The sequence below is a fragment of the Thermus sp. FJN-A genome, from assembly GCF_054655095.1.
On sequence record NZ_BAAHSC010000167.1, the window covers coordinates 51,680 to 70,869 of the forward strand.

Genomic DNA, 19,190 nt, shown 5'->3' on the forward strand with positions numbered 1-19,190 from the left:
CTCACAAGGGGGAGACCCGCCTGAGGACCTCCTCCAAGGGGGCGGTGAAGACCCCCATGGCGTAGTCCCCCACCCCGCCCACCCAGACCAGTTCCTCCCCCTGGACGAAAAGCCCGTTGCCGTAGAGGGTGAGGGGCCGGTCCCCGTAGCTCTCCGCCAGGCCCTGGGGGGCGAGGAGGTAGTGGGAAAGGCCCAAGGGCCTTCCCTCGGGGCTTAGGCGCATGAAGCCGTGGCGGTAGGAGAGGTCGTAGCGGAAGATCCCGTGGTAGCCCACCAGGTAGGTGCCGTCCGGGAGCCTAAGGGCGTTGGTGGACCAGCCCACCTTGTACTCGAAGGCCTCCGGGGCCAGGATGGGCTTGAGGTCGTAGGCCTTGAGGGTCTTGAGGTCCAGCTTGCCCCGCCAGCAGAGGTCGGGAAGCCCGGTGAGGCTGGGCCTGAGGAGGATGTGGTCCCCCTCCAGGAAGGTGGCGTTCTTGGAGGGGAGGTACAGGGCAAGCCCCGTTTCTTCCCCGGAAACCCCGATGCGGAGGGGGGCCTTGCGCTTGAGCGCCAGACCCTCGTCGAACTCCGCCAGGGAGAGGAGGGCGGTGTAGACCTCCTTGTTGTCGGTGTTTCGGGCGTCTCCCAGCTTGCCCACCCCCGTGTAAAAGAGGGCGTAGCCCCCTTCCCGGCGGTGGGCCCGGGCGTCCTCGCACCCCCGCACCGCCTCGAAGAGCTCTGTGGGGTAGAGGAGGATGCGCACGGGGAGGGGTTTGGGTAGCCGCCCCGCCAGGAGGTCCGCCACGGGGACCGCGGCGTGGCCGATGGCGGAAGCGTAGCTGTAGTAGTCGAAGACGAGGCGGGGGAAGAGGTGGACCACCTCCCCCTCCAGGACCGCCCCGGGGTTGAAGGCGGCCAGGGGGCGGCGGCGGGGGTAGTTTTCCACGTAGAGGTCCTCGGGGGCGATGTAGACCCTGCGGGCGAAGAGGTCTTCCGTGTGGGGGACCCGAAGCCCCCGCGCCCGGCTGAGGAAGAGCCGGGCTTCTTCCTTCAGGGCTTCCTCTAGTTCGGAGATGGTCATAGGTTCCTCCTCCCAGGGAGCTCGGGGACGAGCTCGGCCAGCTGGGCCAGGCCCTCCTCCAGGGCCTGGGGGTCCTCCCGGCGCAGGGTGACGTGCCCCACCTTGCGGCCGGGCCGCACCGCCTTACCGTACCAGTGGAGGTGGGCCCCCTCCACCCTCAGGATCCGGGCGAAGTCGGGCTGAAGCCCGATCAGGTTCACCATGGCGCTGTGGCCCCTTGGCGCGGTGCTCCCCAGGGGAAGGCCCAGGAGGGCCCGGAGGTGGTTCTCGAACTGGCTCGTCTCCGCGCCCTCGATGGTCCAGTGGCCGGAGTTGTGCACCCGGGGGGCCATCTCGTTGAGGAGGAGTTCCTCTCCCACCTGGAAGAACTCCAGGGCCAAGACGCCCACGTACCCCAGGGCCTCCAGGGCCTTTCGGGCGTAGGCCTCCGCCCGTTCCTGAAGCGCGTGGGTGAGCCCGGGGGCCGGGGCCAGGGAGAGGCGGAGGATGCCCCCTCGGTGGCGGTTTTCCACCAGGGGGTAGAAGGCCGCCTCCCCGCCCTTTCCCCGCACCGCCAGGAGGGAGACCTCCCGCTGGAAGGGGACGAAGCCCTCGAGGAGGAGATCCTTCCCCCCGAGGGCGGAGAAGGCGGCCGCCGCCTCCTCAGGGGAGCGAAGGAAGGCCTGCCCCTTGCCGTCGTAGCCGCCCCGCCTCGCCTTGAGGAGGGCGGGAAGGCCCACCCGCTTGAGGCCTTCCTCCAGGTCCTTGGGGCCGTCCACGGGGTGAAAGGGAGGGGTGGGCACGCCCAGGCCCTGGAAGAAGCGCTTTTCCCGGAGGCGGTCCTGGGCCACCTCCAGGGCCAGGGGCGAAGGGTACACGGGAAGCCTCGCCGCCAAGGCCCGGGCCGCCGCCACGGGGACGTTTTCGAACTCGTAGGTGACGAGGGAAACCCCGGCGGCGAAGCGGGAGAGCGCCGCCTCATCCAGGAAGTCCCCCACCACGAGCTCCCCCACCTGCCCGGCGCAGGCCTCGGGGGAGGGGTCCAGGAAGCGGAAGGAAAGCCCCAGGGGGTAGCCCGCAAGGGCCAGCATCCGCCCGAGCTGCCCCCCGCCCAAGATCCCGATCACGCCTCCTCCCGGGGGTCGGGGTGGGCCAGGACCGCTGCGGTCTGGGCCTGGCGGTAGGCCTTGAGCCGCTCCATCACCTCGGGGTGCTTGAGGCCCAAAATGCTTGCGGCGAGGAGGGCGGCGTTCACCGCCCCCGCCTTGCCGATGGCCAGGGTGCCCACGGGGACGCCTGCGGGCATCTGCACGATGGAGAGGAGGGAGTCTAGGCCCCTCAAGGCCTTGCTCTCCACGGGCACCCCCAGGACGGGGAGGGGGGTGTGGGCCGCGGTCATGCCGGGGAGGTGGGCCGCCCCCCCGGCCCCGGCGATGATCACCTGGATTCCCCGTTCCTCGGCGGTCTTAGCGTATTCCGCCATGAGGTCCGGGGTGCGGTGGGCGGAGACCACGCGCACCTCGTAGGGGACGCCCAGGGCCTCGAGGGTCTCCGCCGCGTGGCGCAGGGTCTCCCAGTCCGACTTGGAACCCATGATCACGCCCACCAAAGGCCGCATCGTACCGGATTGTACCAGGCCCCCCTCCCCGTGGTAGAAGGCAGGGGATGGACGCCTTGGAGCTCCTCAGGCTCAACCTCCTTTCCCCCATGGTCCTGGCCTTCGCCCTGGGGGTCTTGGCCCGGCTTCTCAAGAGCGACTTGGCCTTCCCCGAGGCCATGTACACCGCCTTGTCCCTCTACCTCCTCTTCGCCATCGGCCTCAAGGGCGGGGTGGAGCTGGCCAAGACCCCCTTGGCCCTCCTCCTCCTTCCCCTCCTCGCCACCCTCCTCCTGGGCCTCTTCCGGCCCCTTTCCGCCTACCTCCTGGCCCGCCGCTTCCTGGGGGTGGGGCGCACGGACGCCGGGGCCCTGGCCGCCCATTACGGCTCGGTGTCCGCGGTCACCTTCCTGGCGGCCCTCACCTTCGCCCAGGGGGTGGGCCACCGTCCGGAGGGGTTCTTGCCCACCCTGGTGGCCCTTCTGGAGGTGCCGGGCATCGTGCTGGCCCTCCTTTTGGCCAAGCGGGGGGGTGGGAACCTGGGCGAGGCCCTGGGCGAGGTGCTGTCGGGGAGGAGCGTGGTCCTGCTCCTGGGGGGGCTCGCCATCGGGGCCCTTTCCGGGGAGGCGGGGATGGCGCGGGTCAAGCCCTTCTTCGTGGACCCCTTCTACGGGGCCCTGACCCTTTTCCTCCTGGACCTGGGGATGGTGGCGGCCTCGAGGTTTTCCGTCCTCAGGCAGGTGGGTTTCCGCCTGGTCCTCTACGGCACCCTCCTCCCCCTCTTCCACGGGGCCCTGGGGGTGTACCTGGGCCACTTGGTGGGGCTTTCCCCGGGCGGGGCCACGGTCTTGGGCGCCATGGCGGCCAGCAGCAGCTACATCGCCGCCCCCGCTGCGGTGCGCATCGCCCTTCCCGAGGCCAACCCCAGCCTCTACCTGGGGGCCAGCCTGGGGGTGACCTTTCCCTTTAACCTGGTCTTGGGCATACCCGTGTACCACGCCCTGGCCCGGTGGATCGGGGGGTGAGGATGAACCTGGTGCCTTTGAAGCTGGTGACCATCGTGGCGGAAAGCCTCCTGGAGAAGAAGCTGGTGGAGGAGATCAAGCGCCTGGGAGCCAAGGGGTACACGCTGGTCCCCGCCCGGGGGGAGGGCTCGAGGGGGATTAGGAGCGTGGACTGGGAGGGACAGAACATCCGCCTGGAGACCATCGTCCCCGAGGAGGTGGCCCTGAGGATTTTGCAAAAGCTTCAGGAGGAATACTTCCCCCACTACGCCGTCATCGCCTACGTGGAAAACGTGTGGGTGGTGCGGGGGGAGAAGTACGTGTGATACCACCCCGTGCTGGCAGGACCTACCCCGCGCGGGAGCGCCGGGAGAGGAGAAGCCCCACAGCCGCGAGGAGAAGAAGCCCCAGGAGGATGGCCCAAAGGGGAAGGTACCGCCCCAGGAAGTAGCCCAGGAAGAAAAGCCCCTGGGTCCAGAGGAGGCTCCCCAAGGCCACCAGGGGGACGAAGCGGGAGAGGGGAAACCCCCAGGCTCCGAAGAGAAAGGGGACGAGGGTGCGCACCCCTCCCAGGAAGGGGGCGAGGAGGAGGACGAGGGGGCCGAAGCGGAGGGCAAGGCGCCCGCCCTTTTTCCAGAGCTCCTGGGGGAAGCGTCCCCGTAAGGCCTTTCCCCCGTAGCGCCCCACGGCGTAGCCCAGGAGGTGGCCGAGGAAGCTTCCCAGGAAGAGGAGGAAGAGGAGGGGGAAGGAGGCAAGGCGCCCTTCCGCGGCCAGGGCCCCCAGGGCGAGGAGAAGCGTGTCCCCCCCGGGCACAACGAGGCCGATGGGGAGGCCTGTCTCCAGGAAGAGGGAAAGGGGGGCCAGAAAGAGAAGGGCCTTCATGCGGGGGCGGGCTTGCGGGTGGCCCAGAGGCTGCCCAAGAGGAGCACCAGGAGGATGAGGAGGCTGAAGGCCTCCTTGTCCAGGCCGAGGGCGAGCTCAGGGCGGAGGAGGACCTCCTTGGCCAGCTTATCCCACCCGCCTACGGCGAGCTTCACTCCGGCGAGGCCCACCACCAGGTAGGCCAGGTGCTTGAACCGGGGGTAGCGGTCCAGGAGGGAGACCACCAGGCTCGCCAGCATCCTGAGGGCCAGGATCCCCAGGAAGACCCCGGTGTAGATGATCCAGAGCTTGTCCGAAAGGGCCACGGCCACCAGGACCGAGTCCACGGCGAAGGCCAGGTCCATGAGCTCCACCTGGGCCACCACCTTCCAAAACTGGGTGGCGGAAACCTCCAGGGGCGGGGGGGCGTGGGCCTCCTCGGGCCTCAGGAAGTGCCTGAGGGCGATGTAGAGGAGGTAGGCCGCCCCCAGGGCCTGCACCCACCAGAGCTTGATGACCAAGGCGGCGAAGAGGAGGGCGAGGCCCCTTAAGAGGTAAGCCCCCAGGATGCCGTAGAAGAGGGCCTTGCGCCGGAGGGAGGGGGGCAGCTTCTGCACGATAACCCCCAGGATCAGGGCGTTGTCCGCCGAGAGGATGACCTCCAGGGCCACCAGGATCAGGATCACCGAGAGGAAACCCATTTCCATCCCTAACCTCCCAAAAAGGAAGACCACCGCAGGCTGCGGTGGTCTTGCCCGGGCTTCCGCCCCCGGCCTTCCGGGGCCCGTGGGCCCGTCCTGACGAAAGGCCGGCTTAGGGGCTACTCCCCAACGGGGCCATTATACCCAAAAAGAGATGGGGTTTTCCGGGTATACTGGGGGCATGGACGCGGAGGTGAAGGAGCTCCCCACCAAGGAGCAGGTCCTCGAGGCCCTCAAGGTGGTCTATGACCCCGAGATCCCCGTGAACATCGTGGACCTGGGCCTGGTCTACGACGTGGAGGTCCACGAGAACGGGATGGTGGACATCACCATGACCCTCACCGCCATCGGCTGCCCGGCCCAGGACGTGGTGAAGGCGGATGCGGAGATGGCGGTCATGCGCCTGCCCGGGGTGCAGGGGGTGAACGTGGAGTTCGTCTGGACCCCGCCCTGGACCCCCGCCAAGATGACCGAGGAGGGCAAGCGCATGATGCGCATGTTCGGCTTCAACGTTTAGCCGGGAAGGGATGGAGGGGTACTCCCCCTCCTTAGGGACGTCTATCCCCTGGCCCCGGGCGAGGGGAAGTGGGAGAATGGGGCCATGCCGGTTAGCCGCTATTACGACGTCAAGCGGGATGAGAAAGGCGAGCGCTACCTGGAGCCCTACGTCACCGGGTTTTTGCTCCTCAGGCTTCCCCTCCTGAACAAGGGCACGGCCTTCACCGAGGAGGAGCGGAGAGCCCTGGGCCTGGAGGGGCTTCTCCCCCCCCACGTGAACACCCTGGAGGAGCAGAAGGAACGGGTCTACCGCCGCTACCGCCTCATCTCGAGCCCCCTGGAGAAGCACATCTACCTGCGCCACCTCCAGGACCGGAACGAGGTGCTCTTCTACGCCCTCTTGGTGGACCACCTGGAGGAGATGCTCCCCATCCTCTACACCCCCACGGTGGGGGAAGCGGTGCGGGAGTTCTCCCACATCTACCGCTACCCCCGGGGCTTCACCGCCAGCACCAGGAACATCCACCGCATTGAAGAGGCCCTGGCCAACGTGCCCCTGGAGGAGGTGCGCCTCATCGTGGCCACCGACTCCTCGGCCATCTTGGGCATCGGGGACCAGGGCTACGGGGGGATGGCCATCAGCATCGGCAAGCTCACCCTGTACACCGCCGCCGGGGGGGTGGGCCCGGATAAGACCCTGCCCGTGGAGCTGGACGTGGGCACGGACCGGGAGGACCTCCTGCAGGACCCCTTGTACCTGGGGGTGCGGCACAAGCGCCTAAGGGGCGAGGAGTACTACCGCTTTCTGGACCGCTTCGTGGAGGCGGTGCGGAAGCGGTACCCCAAGGCCCTCATCCAGTGGGAGGACTTCTCCAAGGAGGCGGCCTTTGCCGTTCTGGAGCGCTACCGCCAGGTGGTGCCCTCCTTCAACGACGACATCCAAGGGACCGGGGCCGTGGCCTTGGCCGGGGTCCTTTCCGCCTGCCGCCTGAAGGGGGAGAGGCTTGCGGACCAGGTCATCGTGGTCTACGGGGCCGGGGCGGGAGGCATCGGCGTGGCCTGGGCCCTGGTGGAGGGGATGAAGCGGGAAGGGCTTTCCCCGGAGGAGGCCCGGGCCAGGGTGCTGGTCCTGGACTCCAAGGGGCTTTTGGTGGAGGGGCGGGGCATGGAGGCGTACAAGCGCCCCTACGCCCAAAGGGCGGAGCGCCTGGCGGGGTGGCGCTTCGCGGGGCCCTACCCCAATCTCCTGGAAACCCTGGTGAACGCCCGGGCCACGGTGCTCTTGGGCCTTTCTGGCCAGGGGGGGAGCTTTACCGAGCCCGTGGCGCGGGCCATGCTGGAGAATACCGAGCGCCCCGTCATCTTCCCCCTCTCCAACCCCACCTCCGCCAGCGAGGCCCTCCCGGACGACCTCGTCTACTGGACGGAGGGCAGGGCCCTGGTGGCCGCGGGAAGCCCCTTTCCCCCGGTGGGGTACATGGGCCGCACCATCCCCGTGGGCCAGGGGAATAACGCCTTCATCTTCCCCGGGCTCGGCCTGGGGGCGGTCCTGGCCCGGGCCCGGGAGGTCACGGACGGCATGGTGCTGGAGGCCGCCTATGCCCTTTACGACTACACCAAGGCCCACTTCCCCGACCTCCTCTACCCCCCCGTGGCCCGGTTGCGGGAGGTGGCCCCCTACGTGGCCGCCCGGGTGATGCAGAAGGCCCTGGAGGAGGGCGTGGCCGAGGAGGAGCGGGTGCAGGGCCTCTCCTTCAAAGGGCTTTTGGAGTTCGTGCGCTCCCGCTTCTGGGAGCCCCGGTACCTGCCCTACCGCCCGGCCCCGGTAATCTAGGGGCATGGGCTGGCGGCTCTACGCCTTGGAGGTCCCCCGGCAGGGGGCCGAGGAGGGGCCCTTGCGGGAGGGTGAGCCCGAGGCCTTTCACCCCCTGGAGGCGCCCTGGGAGGCCAAGACCGCACCCCCTAGGCCCTGGCCCGAGCCCCTTTACTTCCTGGACGGGCGGGAGCGGGCGGAGGGCCTGGTGGCCGAGGGGGGGCGGCTTGCCCTCCTGGGGTGTGTGGCCGCGGGGGCGGTGGCGTGGCAGGGGGGGCGGATGCGCCTCCTCCCCCCCGTGGTCCGGCGGGTGGGGGTGGGGCTGGAGGGGCCCCTGGAGGTGGGGGAACTCCTCTACCAGGCGGTGCCCCCGATGGGGGAGGGCCTCGAGGGCCTTCAGGAGGGGTTGCGGCAGGCCCGGGCCGCCCTGGAGGCGGAGGTGGCCCGGGGGCTTGCCGGGGGGCTTTTGGTGGTGGATGGCCCCGTGCGGGTACCCCGGGAAGGGGCCCTATTGGGCTACATCAAGACCCACTGGGCCCGCTACCTCCCCAAGGAGCAGGAGGCCCTCCTTCGGGCCCTGAGGCCCGGGGAGCGGACGCCCCTTTTCCGGGTGCGCCGCGGGGGGCTGGAGCTCGCCAGCTGGTACCTGCGCCTGCCCCTTCCCCCCGAGGGGCTACGCCCCCCGGAAAGCGGGCTCCTGCGGGTGGAGACCCCCTTGGCGGGGGAGGTTTCGGCCCTTGCCGACCTCTCCTTGAGCCTCTTCCCCGCCCTGGCCTCCCACCCGGTGAAGGACCCCCGGGCCCCGCAGAACCTCTTGCCCATCGGGGGGCTTGAGCGGGAGCTTGCCCGCAGGATGGGAAGCCGCGAGGTGGTGGGCCGCATCCTGGCCCGGCATCTGGGAGGTGCCTAGTGGAACGCATCGGTGTGGTGCTGGGGAGCCGCGAGGCCACCCCCCTGGAGTTCTGGGTGGGGGTGGAGGGCGAGGAGCTTTTGCGCCTGGACGACCTGGTGGTGGTGGAGGGGTTCCACCCCAAGGTGGGGAGGGTGCGCTACTTCGGCATGGTGGACCACGTGGCCAAGGCCCACGAGGGGGAAAGCTTTGACACCGACACCTTCTTGGCGGTGGAGGGGCGCATCCCCGTCTCCTTGGCCTACGTGGCCCACGTGAGCGTGACCCGCATCCTCCCCGAGGAGTTCTTCCCCCCGGACCCCGGCTCCCCCGTCTACCTGGCCCAGGGGGAGGACCTGGAGCTCGCTCTCTACTACGAGGCCATGAAAAACCAGCGGGGAAGCACCAAGCTCCCCGCTGGCCTCCTCAAGAACGGGGAGGTGGCCTACCTCAACCTGGAGTTCTTAAACGGGGTCAAGGGCGGGCACGTGAACATCTCCGGCATCAGCGGGGTGGCGGCCAAGACCAGCTACGCGGCCTTTCTCCTCAAGAGCATTCTGGAAAGCGGCGTCTTGGAGAACGCCCACCAGGCCAAGGTCCTCCTCTTCAACGTGAAGGGGGAGGACCTCTTCTTCCTGGACAAGCCCAACGCCCGCCTCACGGAGGAGGCCAGGGAGGCCTACGCCCGCCTGGGCCTGCCCCCCACCCCCTTCGGGAGCGTGGCCTTCCTGGCCCCCCCCAAGAAGGAGGGGTACCTCCCGGACGTGGACACCCGGCTGGAGGGGGTTAAGGCCTACCACTGGGACCTGGTCCAGTTCTGCCAGAAGGGCCTTCTCCCCTTCCTCTTCGCCGACAAGGGGGCCCTGAGCAACCTGGGCTTCCTGGTGGCCCACGTGACGGAGAAGCTGCGGCGGCTCGCGGAGAAGCAGAAAGGCCCCCACCTCCTGGTGGAGGACTGGCCCGAGGAGGAGCTTCCCCAGGAGATCTCCTTTGACGCCCTGGGCAAGGTGCGGTTGAAGGCGTTCGCCGAGCTCGTGGACTACCTGGAGTTCAAGCTCCTGGGGCCCCAAAGCGGGGAGGGGGAAGGGGACCGCACCTGGACCGCCCGGCAGGCCCGGGGGACCCTCGAGGCCTTCGTGCGGCGCCTGCGCTCAAGCGTGGAAAACGTCCGCCACCTCATCCGGGGCGACCGGCCCGGGAGCCCCCCAGACCCCCTTCAGGGGGAGCAGGTGCACGTGGTGGACCTGGCCAAGCTCTCCCCCCAGGCGCAGATGTTCGTGGTGGGGAGCCTCCTCAAGGACGTCTTTGAGCGCAAGGAGCGGGGGCAGTACCGGGGCCGGGTCTTCATCGTCTTGGACGAGCTCAACAAGTACGCCCCCCGGGACGAGGAAAGCCCCATCAAGGACGTCCTCTTGGACATCGCCGAGCGGGGCCGTTCCTTGGGCGTCATCCTCATCGGGGCCCAGCAGACGGCGAGCGAGGTGGAGCGCCGCGTGGTGGGGAACGCCGCCATCCGGGTGGTGGGCCGGCTGGATGCCGCCGAGGCGGAGCGCCCCGAGTACCGCTATCTTCCCACCTCTTTCCGGCAAAGGGCCCTCATCCTGCCCCAAGGGGCGGTGATCCTCTCCCAGCCCGAGATCCCCGTGCCCCTCCTGGTGCGCTTCCCCTTTCCCGCCTGGGCCACCAAGCGGGAGGAGGTTCTGGAGGACAACTCCGCGGAAACCCTCAGGCGGGAGTTTTTTTGAAGGGGTAGGATAGCCTTGCCATGAGGAAGACCCCGCTTTACGAGGCCCACCTGCGCCACGGGGGGCGCATGGTGGAGTTCGCCGGATACGCCCTTCCCGTCCAGTACACCTCCATTCGCGAGGAGCACCTGGCGGTGCGCCGGGGGGCCGGGCTTTTTGACGTGAGCCACATGGGGGAGTTCTGGATCCGGGGCCCGGGGGCCCTGGCCTTCCTCCAGTGGGCCACGGTGAACGATGCGGGCAGGCTCAAGGTGGGCCGGGCCCAGTACTCCATGCTCCCAAACGCAAGGGGCGGGGTGGTGGACGACATCTACCTCTACCGCCTGGGGGAGGCGGAGTACCTCATGGTGGTGAACGCCGCCAACGTGGCCAAGGACCTCGCCCACCTCGTGGCCCTGGCGGAGGGCTTCCAGGTGGAGCTGGAGGACGCCTCCGAAAGAACCGCCCTCCTCGCCCTCCAGGGCCCCCTGGCGGCCTCCCTCCTCCAGGGCCTTGTGGACGAGGACCTTGCCCCCCGCAAGAAGAACGAGGTTTTCCGGGCCCGGGTGGCCGGGAGGCCCGCCCTCCTTGCCCGCACGGGGTACACGGGGGAGGACGGGTTTGAGATCCTCCTGGAGGCCGAGGACGCGGAGGGGGTCTTTGAGGCCCTGGTGGCGGCGGGGGCCACCCTGGCCGGCCTGGGCGCCCGGGACACCTTGAGGCTGGAGGCGGGGTTCCCCCTTTACGGCCACGAGCTCACGGAGGAGACCAATCCCCTCTGCACCCCGTGGGCCTGGGTGGTGAAGCTGGACAAGGACTTTTACGGCAAGGAGGCCATGCGGGCCGCGCCTTGCCGGGAGAAGCTCATCGGGTTGGTGCTGGAGGCGGGCATCCCAAGGGAGGGCTACCGGGTGCTCTCCGGGGAGGAGGCGGTGGGCCGGGTGACGAGCGGGGGCTACTCGCCCCTCTTGGAGAAGGGCATCGCCCTGGCCTACGTGCTTAGCGAGGCGGAGGGGCCTTTCTTCGTGGAGGTTAGGGGCAGGCCGGTGCGGGCTTCCCTTAGCCCCTTGCCCTTTGTGCCGCTAAAATAGCGGGGGTTAGGAGGCGCTATGGACATACCCAAGGACCGCTTTTACACCAAGACCCACGAGTGGGCCCTTCCCGAGGGGGATACGGTTCTGGTGGGCATCACGGACTACGCCCAGGATGCCCTGGGGGACGTGGTGTACGTGGAGCTCCCCGAGGTGGGGCGTAAGGTGGAGAAGGGTGAGGCGGTGGCGGTGGTGGAGAGCGTCAAGACCGCTTCCGATATCTACGCGCCCGTGGACGGGGAGGTGGTGGAGGTCAACCTGGCCCTGGAGAAGACCCCGGAGCTCATCAACCAGGACCCCTACGGGGAGGGTTGGATCTTCCGCATCCGTCCCCTGGACATGGGCCACCTGGACGACCTCCTGGACGCGGAGGGGTACCAGAGGGTCCTGGAGAGCGAGGCGTAGGCGGGCCTATGGAGGCGCGGGGGCTCCGGGGTTCCCGGCTTGGGTCCGGGCGGCGGGGCCCTCCTGTGGCCCCGGGTCAAATGGCCCGGGGGTTTTGTTTAAGGATGGTCCTATGGACTACACGCCCCACACGGAGGAAGAGATCCGGGCCATGCTGGAGCGGGTGGGGGCAGGGAGCCTGGAGGACCTCTACCGGCACCTGCCCGAGGAGATCCTGAACCCGGGGATTGCCCTGCCCGAGCCCCTGCCGGAGTGGGCGGTCCTCGAGGCCCTAAAGGAGCTTGCGGGGAGGAACCGGCCCGCCTTCAAGGCCTTCCTGGGCGGCGGGATCAGGAGCCACCACGTTCCCCCTGTGGTGCAGGCCCTGGCCTCGAGGGGCGAGTTCCTCACCGCCTACACCCCCTACCAGCCCGAGGTGAGCCAGGGGGTGTTGCAGGCCACCTTTGAGTACCAGACCATGGTGGCCGAGCTCACGGGGCTGGAGGTGGCCAACGCCTCCATGTACGACGGGGCCACCGCCTTGGCGGAGGGGGTGCTCCTCGCCCTCAGGGAGACGGGGAGGATGGGGGTCCTGGTCTCCCAAGGGGTCCACCCCGAGTACCGCGCCGTCCTCGAGGCCTACCTGGAGGCGGTGGGGGCCACGCTCAAGACCCTCCCCCTGGAAGGGGGAAGGACCCCGGTGCCGGAGGTGGGGGAAGGGGTGGGGGCGGTGGTGGCGCAAAACCCCAACTACCTGGGAGCCCTGGAGGCCATGGCCCCCCTGGCCGAGGCGGCCCACGGCGCGGGGGCGCTTTTCGTGGCCGTGGCCGACCCCCTCTCCTTGGGGGTGCTGAAGCCCCCGGGGGCCTATGGGGCGGACATCGCCGTGGGGGACGGGCAGACCCTGGGCCTCCCTATGGGCTTTGGCGGGCCCCACTTCGGATACCTCGCCACCAGAAAGGCCTTCGTGCGCCAGCTCCCGGGGAGGCTCGTCTCCGAGACCGTGGACGCGGAGGGAAGGCGGGGCTTCATCCTCACCCTCCAGGCCCGGGAGCAGTACATCAGGCGGGCCAAGGCCAAGAGCAACATCACCACCAACGCCCAGCTCACCGCCCTCATGGGGGCCATGTACCTGGCGGCCTTGGGGCCTGAAGGGCTTAGGGAGGTGGCCCTGAAGGGCGTGGAGATGGCCCGTAAGCTCCACGCCCTCCTCTTGGAGGTCCCGGGGGTCAGGCCCTTCACCCCCGAGCCCTTCTTCCACGAGTTCGCCCTGAGGCTTCCCAGGCCCCCGGAAAAGGTGCGTGAGGCCCTGGCGGCGCGGGGCTTCCACGGGGCCACCCCGGTGCCCGAGGAGTACGGGGAGAACCTGGCCCTCTTCGCCGCCACCGAGCTCCACGAGGAGGAGGACCTCCTGGCCTTCCGGGAGGCCCTTAAGGAGGTGCTGGCATGAGTTTCCCCCTCATCTTTGAACGGAGCCGGAAGGGTAGGCGGGGCCTAAAGCTGGTGAAGGCGGTGCCCAAGGCGGAGGACCTGATCCCCAAGGAACACCTGCGGGAAACCCCGCCCCGCCTCCCCGAGGTGGACGAGCTCACCCTGGTGCGCCACTACACGGGGCTTTCCCGCCGCCAGGTGGGGGTGGACACCACCTTCTACCCCTTGGGGTCCTGCACCATGAAGTACAACCCCAAGCTCCACGAGGAGGCGGCGCGGCTTTTCCAGGACCTCCACCCCTACCAGGACCCGAGGACGGTCCAGGGGGCCCTGGGGCTCATGTGGGAGCTCGGGGAGTACCTGAAGGCCCTCACCGGCATGGACGCCATCACCCTGGCACCTGCGGCCGGGGCCCACGGGGAGCTCACGGGGATTTTGGTCATCCGCGCCTACCACCAGGACCGGGGGGAGGGGAAAGAGAGGCGAGTGGTTCTGGTGCCGGATTCTGCCCACGGCTCCAACCCCGCCACCGCCAGCATGGCGGGGTACCAGGTGAAGGAGGTCCCCTCGGGGCCCGAGGGAGAGGTGGACCTCGAGGCCCTAAAGCGGGAGCTCGGCCCCCACGTGGCCGCCATCATGCTCACCAACCCCAACACCCTGGGCCTCTTTGAGCGGCGCATCCTGGAGATCTCCCGCCTGGCCAAGGAGGCCGGGGTCCAGCTCTACTACGACGGGGCCAACCTGAACGCCATCATGGGCTGGGCGAGGCCTGGGGACATGGGCTTTGACGTGGTCCACCTGAACCTCCACAAGACCTTCACCGTGCCCCACGGCGGGGGCGGGCCCGGCTCGGGCCCCGTGGGGGTGAAGGCCCACCTCGCCCCTTACCTCCCCGTGCCCTTGGTGGCCAAGGGGGAGGAGGGCTTTTACCTGGACTTCCATCGGCCCAAGAGCATCGGCAGGGTGCGGAGCTTCTACGGAAACTTCCTGGCCTTGGTCCGGGCCTGGGCCTACATCCGCACCCTGGGGCTAGAGGGCCTCAAGAGGGCTGCGGCCCTCTCCGTCCTCAACGCCCGCTACCTGAAGGAGCTCCTGAAGGAAAAGGGCTACCGGGTGCCCTACGACGGGCCCTCCATGCACGAGTTCGTGGCCCAGCCCCCCCAGGGCTTCCGCGCCCTGGACATCGCCAAGGGGCTTTTGGAGCTGGGCTTCCATCCCCCCACCGTCTACTTCCCCTTGATCGTCAAGGAAGCCCTGATGATCGAGCCCACGGAAACGGAGAGCAAGGAGACCCTCGAGGCCTTCGCCGAGGCCATGGGGGAGCTTTTGCAAAGGCCCAAGGAGTGGCTGGAAAACGCCCCCTACTCCACCCCGGTCCGCCGCCTGGACGAGGTTCGGGCCAACAAGCACCCCAAGCTCACCTACTTTGACGAGGCCTAAGGTCAAAAGGGCTTTGGGGAAGCCCTCCTGGGGCCCCCACCGCGGCAAAAGCCGTTAAGGGGCGGGCTGTGAGGCCCGCCCCGTCCGCTTGGGGCCCTACTTCTCCACGGGGAGGTTAGCCCCGGTCCAGGCCTTGTAGCCGCCCAGGATGCTCTTCACGTTGTAACCCTGGCCCCGGAGGAAGACCAGGCCCATGGCCCCGCGGTGCCCGATGCCGCAGTAGATGATGATGGGCTTGCCCTTGGGGATTTCGCCGATCCGCTTGGGCAGGTCGCGGATGGGGATGTTCACCGCGCCCGGGATGCGCCCGTCCTTGAACTCCGCGGGCTCACGCACGTCCAGGACGAAGACGTCCAGGGTGTCCATCATCTGCTTGGCCGCCGCAGGCTGGATGCCGTAGAAGTCCGCGGGCAGGGTGGCGAGGAAGTTCCCCACCTCCCGCACCGTGAGGGCGGAGAAAGTGGCGGTGGTGGCCTGGGCCAGAACCGGAAGCGCCAGAAGGAGACCCAACCAAGCCAGCTTCTTCATGCCTTTCATGACACACCTCCTTATTCCCCAGGGGCTATAGGCCCCTAAAGGCCTAGACCTTGCCACTGGCCCACCAGGACCAAGAGGGCCCGGAGGCCCGCCGCCGAGAGGAGCCCCGCCCAGGGGGCGAGGCGCTCCTTGCCGAAGACCCCAAGCCCCACCAGGAGGAAGAGGAAGAAAAGGCCCCCTTCCTCCAGGAGGTGGCCCCTGGCCTCGGGGGAGAGGGTGAGGGGGTAGAGGAGGCCGAGGAAGAGGCCCCCGCCCATGGCCATGCGCAGGGGGGCCTTGGCCCAGGGGCTTCCCAGGAGGGCAGCCAGGGCCAGGGCGAGCCCCATGGCGGTGAGGGGGAAGATCCCCGCCACGAGGGGGTTCCAGAGGGGGCGGTTGAGGTTCACGGCCAGGGCCATCCCCGGATAGCCCAGGGCCACCAGGCTGAAGAGGAGGAGGGCCCAGGCGAGAAGCCTCCTTGGCCCCCAGCCCAGGTGGAGGAGGCCAGCCGCTACGAAGGCGAGGGCAAGCCCCCAGGCCCCCCACCAGATGGGGCTTTGGGGGTGGAAGGAGAGGAAGAGCCAGGGGTGGGTGAAGCGGAAGCGGGCCGGGGACTCGGCCCAGAGGACGAGGAGGTCCAGGGCGATGAGGAGGAGGGCGAGGAGGGTGTAGCGCCGGGCCTCCTCCTGCCTCCCCAGGTGGAGGAGGGCCGCTAGCAGAGCGACCCCGCCCGCCAAGCCCACCAGGACGAAGTGGAGGGCGTTGGTCCAGTGCCAGAACTCCCCGGCGTTGGGCAGGCCGTAGAACTCAGTCATGGCGCACCTCGCTTTCCCGGGTGAGCCCCTTCTTGGAAGGGGCGTTCAGGTAGAAGAGCTTGGGCCTTGTGCCCAGTTCTTCCCGAAGCACGTCCACCCTTCCCGCTGCCTCGAGGGCCTTGACCACGGGGCTTTCCGGGTCGTCCAGGTCGCCGAAGGTCCGGCACCCCGTGGGGCAGGTTTCCACGCAGGCGGGAAGCCGGCCCTGCGCTATCCGGTGGGCGCAGAAGGTGCACTTGCTCACGTGCCCGGCCGGGTGCAGGTAGCGGGCATCGTAAGGGCAGGCGGCCACGCAGGCCCCGCAGGCGATGCACTTGCGGGGGTCCACCAGCACCAGGCCCTCCTCCGTCTGGTAGCTCGCCCCCGTGGGGCAGACGGGGACGCAAGGGGGGTTCTCGCAGTGCAGGCACTGCTCCGGACGGAACTCCACCAGAAGGTCGGGGAAGACCCCCAGCTCCCGCTCCCGGATCCAGAGGCGGAAGACCCCCGGGGGCACCTCGTTTTCCATCTTGCAGGCCACGGCGCAGGCGGCGCAGCCCACGCACAGGCTCAGGTCTATGGCCATGGCGTAACGGGGCATCACATCCTCCTTTCGTCAAAGGGTCTGCGGGCCAGGGTGGTGAGGGAGGGGAGCTTAGGCCTTTCCGCCTTTTCCAGCCGGACGAAGTTGACCCTGAGGCCTGCCCCCCCGGAGATGGGGTCCAGCCGGTAGCGGGTCTGCAGGTAGTTGTCCGAGGCCCCCCGCCCGTGGGCGATCCGCATGAGGGGGGCCTTGTGGCCGAAGCCGTGGACCAGGTAGACGCAGTCCCTGCGGATGCGCTCCGTGGCCTTGACCCGCACCGGGCCCTCCCGGATGCCGTCCTGGTTCACCAGGTAGGCGTAGTCCCCGTTCCTCAGGCCGAGCCTTTGGGCCTCCTCCCTGTGGATCCAGACCTCGTTCTCGGGGTCCATCTCCATGAGAACCCAGTTGTTCTGCGTGCGGGCGAAGGTGTGGACGGGGCTACGCCCGTAGAGGAGGCGGTAGAAGCCCTGGGGCGGGGCCTCCGGGGGGGTGTAGACGGGGAGGGGTTGGTGCCCCGCCGCCTTGAAGGCCTGGCAGTAGAGCTCGATCTTCCCCGAAGGGGTGCCGAAGGGAAGGCGCCCCTCCTTCTCCCAGTCCTCCAGCCAGGGCCTGCCCTTCTGCACCAGGGTGCCCATGCCCTTCAGGGTCTCCAGGTCAAAGCCGATGCTTTGCAGGCGCGTGTTCAGGTACTCCTCTATGTCCTTCCAGGGGAAGAAGGCCTCGAGGCCAAGCCGCACCCCGAGCTCCCGGGCGATCCACCAGCCCGGCTTGGTGTCAAAGAGGGGTTCGTGGGCGGGCACCCGGAGCTCCAGGAAGGGGGTCTTGTGGGCCACGGCCACCAGGTCGTCGTAGCGCTCCAGGTAGGTGGCCTCGGGCAGGATCACGTCCGCCCACATCACGTGCTCCTGGGGCAGGACGTCTATGGCCACGTAAAGGTCCAGGCGCTTGAGGGCCTCCTTGGTGCGGGGCACGTTGGGGATGGAGTGGAAGAGGTTGATGCCGTAGGCCACAAGCCCCTTGATGGGGTAGGGCTCCCCGGTGATCATGGGCTCAATGAGCTCCTGGATGGCCGTGGTCCTGGCAAAGAACTTGCCCTTGTCCGCCCGGGGACGGAAGCCCTCGGGCTCGTGGTCCCCCCCCGCAGGCCCGGAGCAGCCCCCGGCGGCGGGCTCGAGGGGGAGGGGCGGGGTGGGGTACTTCTCCAGGTAAGGGCTTTGGGCGATGTAGAACCCGCCGGGGCGGCCGTAGTTGCCCAGGAGGACGTTGACGTAGTAGAGGGCCATCATGCGGTAGGTGTCGTCCCCGTACCAGACGGTGTGCCGCGTGGGGGGAAGCACGGCCCTTGGCTTATGGGCCGCCATCTCCCGGGCCACCTCCCGGATGACCCCCGCGGGGATCTCCGTCTCCTTCTCGGCCCACTCGGGGGTGAAGTCCTTCACGTGGGCCTTTAGCTCGGCGAAGCCCGTGGTGTACTTCTCCACGTAGGCCTTGTCGTAGAGGTCCTCGTAGATGAGCACGTGGATCCAAGCCAGGAGCAGGGCCAGGTCGGTGCCGGGCTTGATGGGAAGCCAGCGGTGGGCCTTGGCGGCGGCGGTGGAGAAGCGGGGGTCCACCACCACCAGCCGGGCTCCCCGCTTGAGGGCCAGGGCGAAGTCCTGGAGCTGGGTGTTGTGGGTGTCCTCCCCGATGTGGTGGCCGATGAGCACGATGTAGCGGGCGTTTTCCCAGTCCACGGGCTCGTGGCCCCCGATGGGCCGGCCGAAGACCCACTGGGAGGCCACCTCCCGGGGAGCGGTGCAGAGGGCCACCGAGGGCTTGGCGGCGTTGGGGCTTCCCCAGGCGGCGGGGAGGAAGTCCACGAACCAGGTGTCCCCGGTGCCGTGGCCGAAGAAGGCCATGGCCTCGGGGCCGTACCGCTCCCGGATGGCCAGCATCTTCTGGGCCACGTAGTCCAGGGCCTCCTCCCAGGTGGCCACCCGGTACTTGCCCTCCCCCCGTTCGCTGCCCTCCACACGGATGAGGGGCCGCTTCAGCCGGTCGGGGTCGTAGGTGGTCTGGGGGGCGCCCTGCCCCCGGGGGCAGAGGCGGCCGCGGCTTTTGGGGTTGGCCTCGTACCCCTCCACCTTGTAGACCCGGTTCCCCACCGCGTGGGCCACGAGGCCGCACCGCCAGAAGCACCCCTCGCAGATCTGGTAGACGCTCCGCACCTCCTTGGCGTACCAGGGCACCGGGCTGGCCTTGGCCGGGGTGCTGCCCCTTAAGGCCAGAGCCCCGGCGCCTAGGGCGCTAAGCTTCAGAAACTCCCGTCTTTGCATGGACGACCTCCTCTAAAAGGTCCACGAGGGTGGCGTAGAAGCCCGTGGGGTCGTGGGTTTTCACCGCCTCGCCGAAGCGCTTCAGCCAGGGGGCGAGGAACTCCCGGGCGAGCCTTTGCGCCAGGTCGGGGCGCCGGGGGGCCAGGAGGGCCATGGCCTCGCCCAGGGCGGAGAGGTGGTCGGGGAGGTCCCGCCAGGTCTCCTGGACCTCGAGGCCCCCCTCCTGGTAGAGCGCCAGGAGGCGGTGGAAGGAAGGCCCGAGGAGCTCCCCGTCCCGGGCATAGCCCGCGTAGGGCGGGGCCGGCACCCCTTGAGGGTTGGTGACGAAGAGGGCGGTGTAGGCCGCCTGGAGCTCCCCTGGGGACACCCGGGGGAGGGCCACGGGATGGCCGGCGAGTTCCTCCAGGGCCTCCCCCAGGGTGCCGGCGGCGAGCTCCCGGAAAAGGGCCTCCCCCGGGGGGGCGAAGAGGTTTGCCGTAACCCAGCCCAGGAGTTCCATGCCTCACCTCC

At 69.1% G+C, this 19,190-nt stretch carries 20 protein-coding genes; 10 read left to right on the forward strand and 10 right to left on the reverse strand.

Going from position 1 to position 19,190, the window contains the following annotated elements; translation table 11 throughout:
• Position 1: 1 nt before the first annotated feature.
• From ACYQ0J_RS03265 to purE, 3 genes are read right to left on the reverse strand one after another with little or no spacing between them, the layout of a single operon-like run.
• Complete coding sequence (locus ACYQ0J_RS03265; RefSeq protein ID WP_460170742.1) at positions 2–1,060, reverse strand: glycoside hydrolase family 130 protein; 1,059 nt, start codon at positions 1,058–1,060, stop codon at positions 2–4.
• On the reverse strand, positions 1,057–2,166 hold the full coding sequence (locus ACYQ0J_RS03270) for a 5-(carboxyamino)imidazole ribonucleotide synthase (RefSeq protein ID WP_460170743.1): 1,110 nt from the start codon (positions 2,164–2,166) through the stop codon (positions 1,057–1,059). The genes ACYQ0J_RS03265 and ACYQ0J_RS03270 overlap by 4 nt, the downstream gene beginning before the upstream one ends.
• A complete protein-coding gene (gene purE / locus ACYQ0J_RS03275; RefSeq protein WP_460170744.1) occupies positions 2,163–2,657 on the reverse strand; it encodes a 5-(carboxyamino)imidazole ribonucleotide mutase in 495 nt (164 codons plus the stop codon). The genes ACYQ0J_RS03270 and purE overlap by 4 nt, the downstream gene beginning before the upstream one ends.
• A gap of 47 nt (positions 2,658–2,704) precedes the next feature.
• On the opposite strand from purE, the gene ACYQ0J_RS03280 reads away from it, so the two are divergent.
• Positions 2,705–3,661 carry a sodium-dependent bicarbonate transport family permease gene (locus ACYQ0J_RS03280; RefSeq protein WP_460170745.1) on the forward strand — a complete coding sequence of 319 codons (957 nt, stop codon included), beginning with the start codon at positions 2,705–2,707 and terminating at the stop codon, positions 3,659–3,661.
• Between the two features lie 2 nt (positions 3,662–3,663).
• Positions 3,664–3,966: a P-II family nitrogen regulator gene (locus ACYQ0J_RS03285; protein ID WP_460170746.1), complete on the forward strand. Its 303-nt coding sequence runs from the start codon at positions 3,664–3,666 to the stop codon at positions 3,964–3,966.
• 22 nt (positions 3,967–3,988) lie between these two features.
• Here the strand turns inward: ACYQ0J_RS03285 and ACYQ0J_RS03290 are convergent, their stop codons facing one another.
• Positions 3,989–4,522, reverse strand: a complete 534-nt coding sequence (locus ACYQ0J_RS03290) for a DedA family protein (protein WP_460170747.1) — start codon at positions 4,520–4,522, stop codon at positions 3,989–3,991.
• Positions 4,519–5,208, reverse strand: a complete 690-nt coding sequence (locus ACYQ0J_RS03295; protein WP_460170748.1) for a TerC family protein — start codon at positions 5,206–5,208, stop codon at positions 4,519–4,521. Before ACYQ0J_RS03295 ends, ACYQ0J_RS03290 begins: the two co-directional genes overlap by 4 nt.
• A gap of 175 nt (positions 5,209–5,383) precedes the next feature.
• Here ACYQ0J_RS03295 and ACYQ0J_RS03300 point away from each other — a divergent pair, with 175 nt between their 5' ends.
• The 8 genes from ACYQ0J_RS03300 to gcvPB all read left to right on the forward strand — a co-directional run bounded on the left by ACYQ0J_RS03300 (position 5,384) and on the right by gcvPB (position 14,472).
• Positions 5,384–5,719: a metal-sulfur cluster assembly factor gene (locus tag ACYQ0J_RS03300; protein WP_460170749.1), complete on the forward strand. Its 336-nt coding sequence runs from the start codon at positions 5,384–5,386 to the stop codon at positions 5,717–5,719.
• A gap of 84 nt (positions 5,720–5,803) precedes the next feature.
• The gene (locus ACYQ0J_RS03305; RefSeq protein ID WP_460170750.1) at positions 5,804–7,534 is read left to right on the forward strand and encodes an NAD-dependent malic enzyme; all 1,731 of its coding nucleotides are present in this window, start codon (positions 5,804–5,806) and stop codon (positions 7,532–7,534) included.
• 4 nt (positions 7,535–7,538) lie between these two features.
• Positions 7,539–8,423: a DNA double-strand break repair nuclease NurA gene (locus tag ACYQ0J_RS03310; protein ID WP_460170751.1), complete on the forward strand. Its 885-nt coding sequence runs from the start codon at positions 7,539–7,541 to the stop codon at positions 8,421–8,423.
• Positions 8,423–10,147, forward strand: coding sequence for an ATP-binding protein (locus tag ACYQ0J_RS03315; RefSeq protein WP_460170752.1), 1,725 nt, complete (start codon positions 8,423–8,425; stop codon positions 10,145–10,147). The genes ACYQ0J_RS03310 and ACYQ0J_RS03315 overlap by 1 nt, the downstream gene beginning before the upstream one ends.
• Before the next feature lie 20 nt (positions 10,148–10,167).
• Complete coding sequence (gene gcvT, locus ACYQ0J_RS03320) at positions 10,168–11,217, forward strand: glycine cleavage system aminomethyltransferase GcvT (protein ID WP_460170753.1); 1,050 nt, start codon at positions 10,168–10,170, stop codon at positions 11,215–11,217.
• An 18-nt stretch (positions 11,218–11,235) separates the two neighbouring features.
• Positions 11,236–11,622, forward strand: a complete 387-nt coding sequence (gene gcvH, locus ACYQ0J_RS03325; RefSeq protein WP_460170754.1) for a glycine cleavage system protein GcvH — start codon at positions 11,236–11,238, stop codon at positions 11,620–11,622.
• Between the two features lie 112 nt (positions 11,623–11,734).
• A complete protein-coding gene (gene gcvPA / locus ACYQ0J_RS03330; RefSeq protein ID WP_460170755.1) occupies positions 11,735–13,051 on the forward strand; it encodes an aminomethyl-transferring glycine dehydrogenase subunit GcvPA in 1,317 nt (438 codons plus the stop codon).
• Positions 13,048–14,472 carry an aminomethyl-transferring glycine dehydrogenase subunit GcvPB gene (gcvPB, locus tag ACYQ0J_RS03335; RefSeq protein ID WP_460170756.1) on the forward strand — a complete coding sequence of 475 codons (1,425 nt, stop codon included), beginning with the start codon at positions 13,048–13,050 and terminating at the stop codon, positions 14,470–14,472. The genes gcvPA and gcvPB overlap by 4 nt, the downstream gene beginning before the upstream one ends.
• Before the next feature lie 96 nt (positions 14,473–14,568).
• Here gcvPB and ACYQ0J_RS03340 read toward each other — a convergent pair whose 3' ends face one another.
• Genes ACYQ0J_RS03340 through ACYQ0J_RS03360 form a run of 5 tightly spaced genes read right to left on the reverse strand, consistent with a single transcriptional unit; the run spans position 14,569 to position 19,179 of the window.
• Positions 14,569–15,000: a rhodanese-like domain-containing protein gene (locus tag ACYQ0J_RS03340; protein WP_460170757.1), complete on the reverse strand. Its 432-nt coding sequence runs from the start codon at positions 14,998–15,000 to the stop codon at positions 14,569–14,571.
• Positions 15,001–15,044: 44 nt separating this feature from the next.
• Complete coding sequence (locus tag ACYQ0J_RS03345) at positions 15,045–15,803, reverse strand: polysulfide reductase NrfD family protein (protein ID WP_460170758.1); 759 nt, start codon at positions 15,801–15,803, stop codon at positions 15,045–15,047.
• Complete coding sequence (locus ACYQ0J_RS03350) at positions 15,796–16,383, reverse strand: 4Fe-4S dicluster domain-containing protein (protein WP_460170759.1); 588 nt, start codon at positions 16,381–16,383, stop codon at positions 15,796–15,798. The genes ACYQ0J_RS03345 and ACYQ0J_RS03350 overlap by 8 nt, the downstream gene beginning before the upstream one ends.
• Positions 16,383–18,680, reverse strand: a complete 2,298-nt coding sequence (locus ACYQ0J_RS03355) for a molybdopterin-dependent oxidoreductase (protein ID WP_460170760.1) — start codon at positions 18,678–18,680, stop codon at positions 16,383–16,385. Before ACYQ0J_RS03355 ends, ACYQ0J_RS03350 begins: the two co-directional genes overlap by 1 nt.
• Positions 18,652–19,179 carry a TorD/DmsD family molecular chaperone gene (locus ACYQ0J_RS03360; RefSeq protein WP_460170761.1) on the reverse strand — a complete coding sequence of 176 codons (528 nt, stop codon included), beginning with the start codon at positions 19,177–19,179 and terminating at the stop codon, positions 18,652–18,654. Before ACYQ0J_RS03360 ends, ACYQ0J_RS03355 begins: the two co-directional genes overlap by 29 nt.
• Positions 19,180–19,190 lie beyond the last annotated feature (11 nt).

What these genes read in the sequence shown, in the direction of transcription:
- ACYQ0J_RS03265 (WP_460170742.1), bottom strand. Translation starts at nt 1,060, where the DNA reads ATGACCATCTCCGAACTAGAGGAAGCCCTGAAGGAAGAAGCCCGGCTC.
- purE (WP_460170744.1), bottom strand. Translation starts at nt 2,657, where the DNA reads ATGCGGCCTTTGGTGGGCGTGATCATGGGTTCCAAGTCGGACTGGGAG.
- ACYQ0J_RS03280 (WP_460170745.1), top strand. Translation starts at nt 2,705, where the DNA reads ATGGACGCCTTGGAGCTCCTCAGGCTCAACCTCCTTTCCCCCATGGTC.
- ACYQ0J_RS03285 (WP_460170746.1), top strand. Translation starts at nt 3,664, where the DNA reads ATGAACCTGGTGCCTTTGAAGCTGGTGACCATCGTGGCGGAAAGCCTC.
- ACYQ0J_RS03290 (WP_460170747.1), bottom strand. Translation starts at nt 4,522, where the DNA reads ATGAAGGCCCTTCTCTTTCTGGCCCCCCTTTCCCTCTTCCTGGAGACA.
- ACYQ0J_RS03295 (WP_460170748.1), bottom strand. Translation starts at nt 5,208, where the DNA reads ATGGAAATGGGTTTCCTCTCGGTGATCCTGATCCTGGTGGCCCTGGAG.
- ACYQ0J_RS03300 (WP_460170749.1), top strand. Translation starts at nt 5,384, where the DNA reads ATGGACGCGGAGGTGAAGGAGCTCCCCACCAAGGAGCAGGTCCTCGAG.
- ACYQ0J_RS03305 (WP_460170750.1), top strand. Translation starts at nt 5,804, where the DNA reads ATGCCGGTTAGCCGCTATTACGACGTCAAGCGGGATGAGAAAGGCGAG.
- ACYQ0J_RS03310 (WP_460170751.1), top strand. Translation starts at nt 7,539, where the DNA reads ATGGGCTGGCGGCTCTACGCCTTGGAGGTCCCCCGGCAGGGGGCCGAG.
- gcvT (WP_460170753.1), top strand. Translation starts at nt 10,168, where the DNA reads ATGAGGAAGACCCCGCTTTACGAGGCCCACCTGCGCCACGGGGGGCGC.
- gcvH (WP_460170754.1), top strand. Translation starts at nt 11,236, where the DNA reads ATGGACATACCCAAGGACCGCTTTTACACCAAGACCCACGAGTGGGCC.
- gcvPA (WP_460170755.1), top strand. Translation starts at nt 11,735, where the DNA reads ATGGACTACACGCCCCACACGGAGGAAGAGATCCGGGCCATGCTGGAG.
- gcvPB (WP_460170756.1), top strand. Translation starts at nt 13,048, where the DNA reads ATGAGTTTCCCCCTCATCTTTGAACGGAGCCGGAAGGGTAGGCGGGGC.
- ACYQ0J_RS03340 (WP_460170757.1), bottom strand. Translation starts at nt 15,000, where the DNA reads ATGAAGAAGCTGGCTTGGTTGGGTCTCCTTCTGGCGCTTCCGGTTCTG.
- ACYQ0J_RS03345 (WP_460170758.1), bottom strand. Translation starts at nt 15,803, where the DNA reads ATGACTGAGTTCTACGGCCTGCCCAACGCCGGGGAGTTCTGGCACTGG.
- ACYQ0J_RS03350 (WP_460170759.1), bottom strand. Translation starts at nt 16,383, where the DNA reads ATGCCCCGTTACGCCATGGCCATAGACCTGAGCCTGTGCGTGGGCTGC.
- ACYQ0J_RS03355 (WP_460170760.1), bottom strand. Translation starts at nt 18,680, where the DNA reads ATGCAAAGACGGGAGTTTCTGAAGCTTAGCGCCCTAGGCGCCGGGGCT.
- ACYQ0J_RS03360 (WP_460170761.1), bottom strand. Translation starts at nt 19,179, where the DNA reads ATGGAACTCCTGGGCTGGGTTACGGCAAACCTCTTCGCCCCCCCGGGG.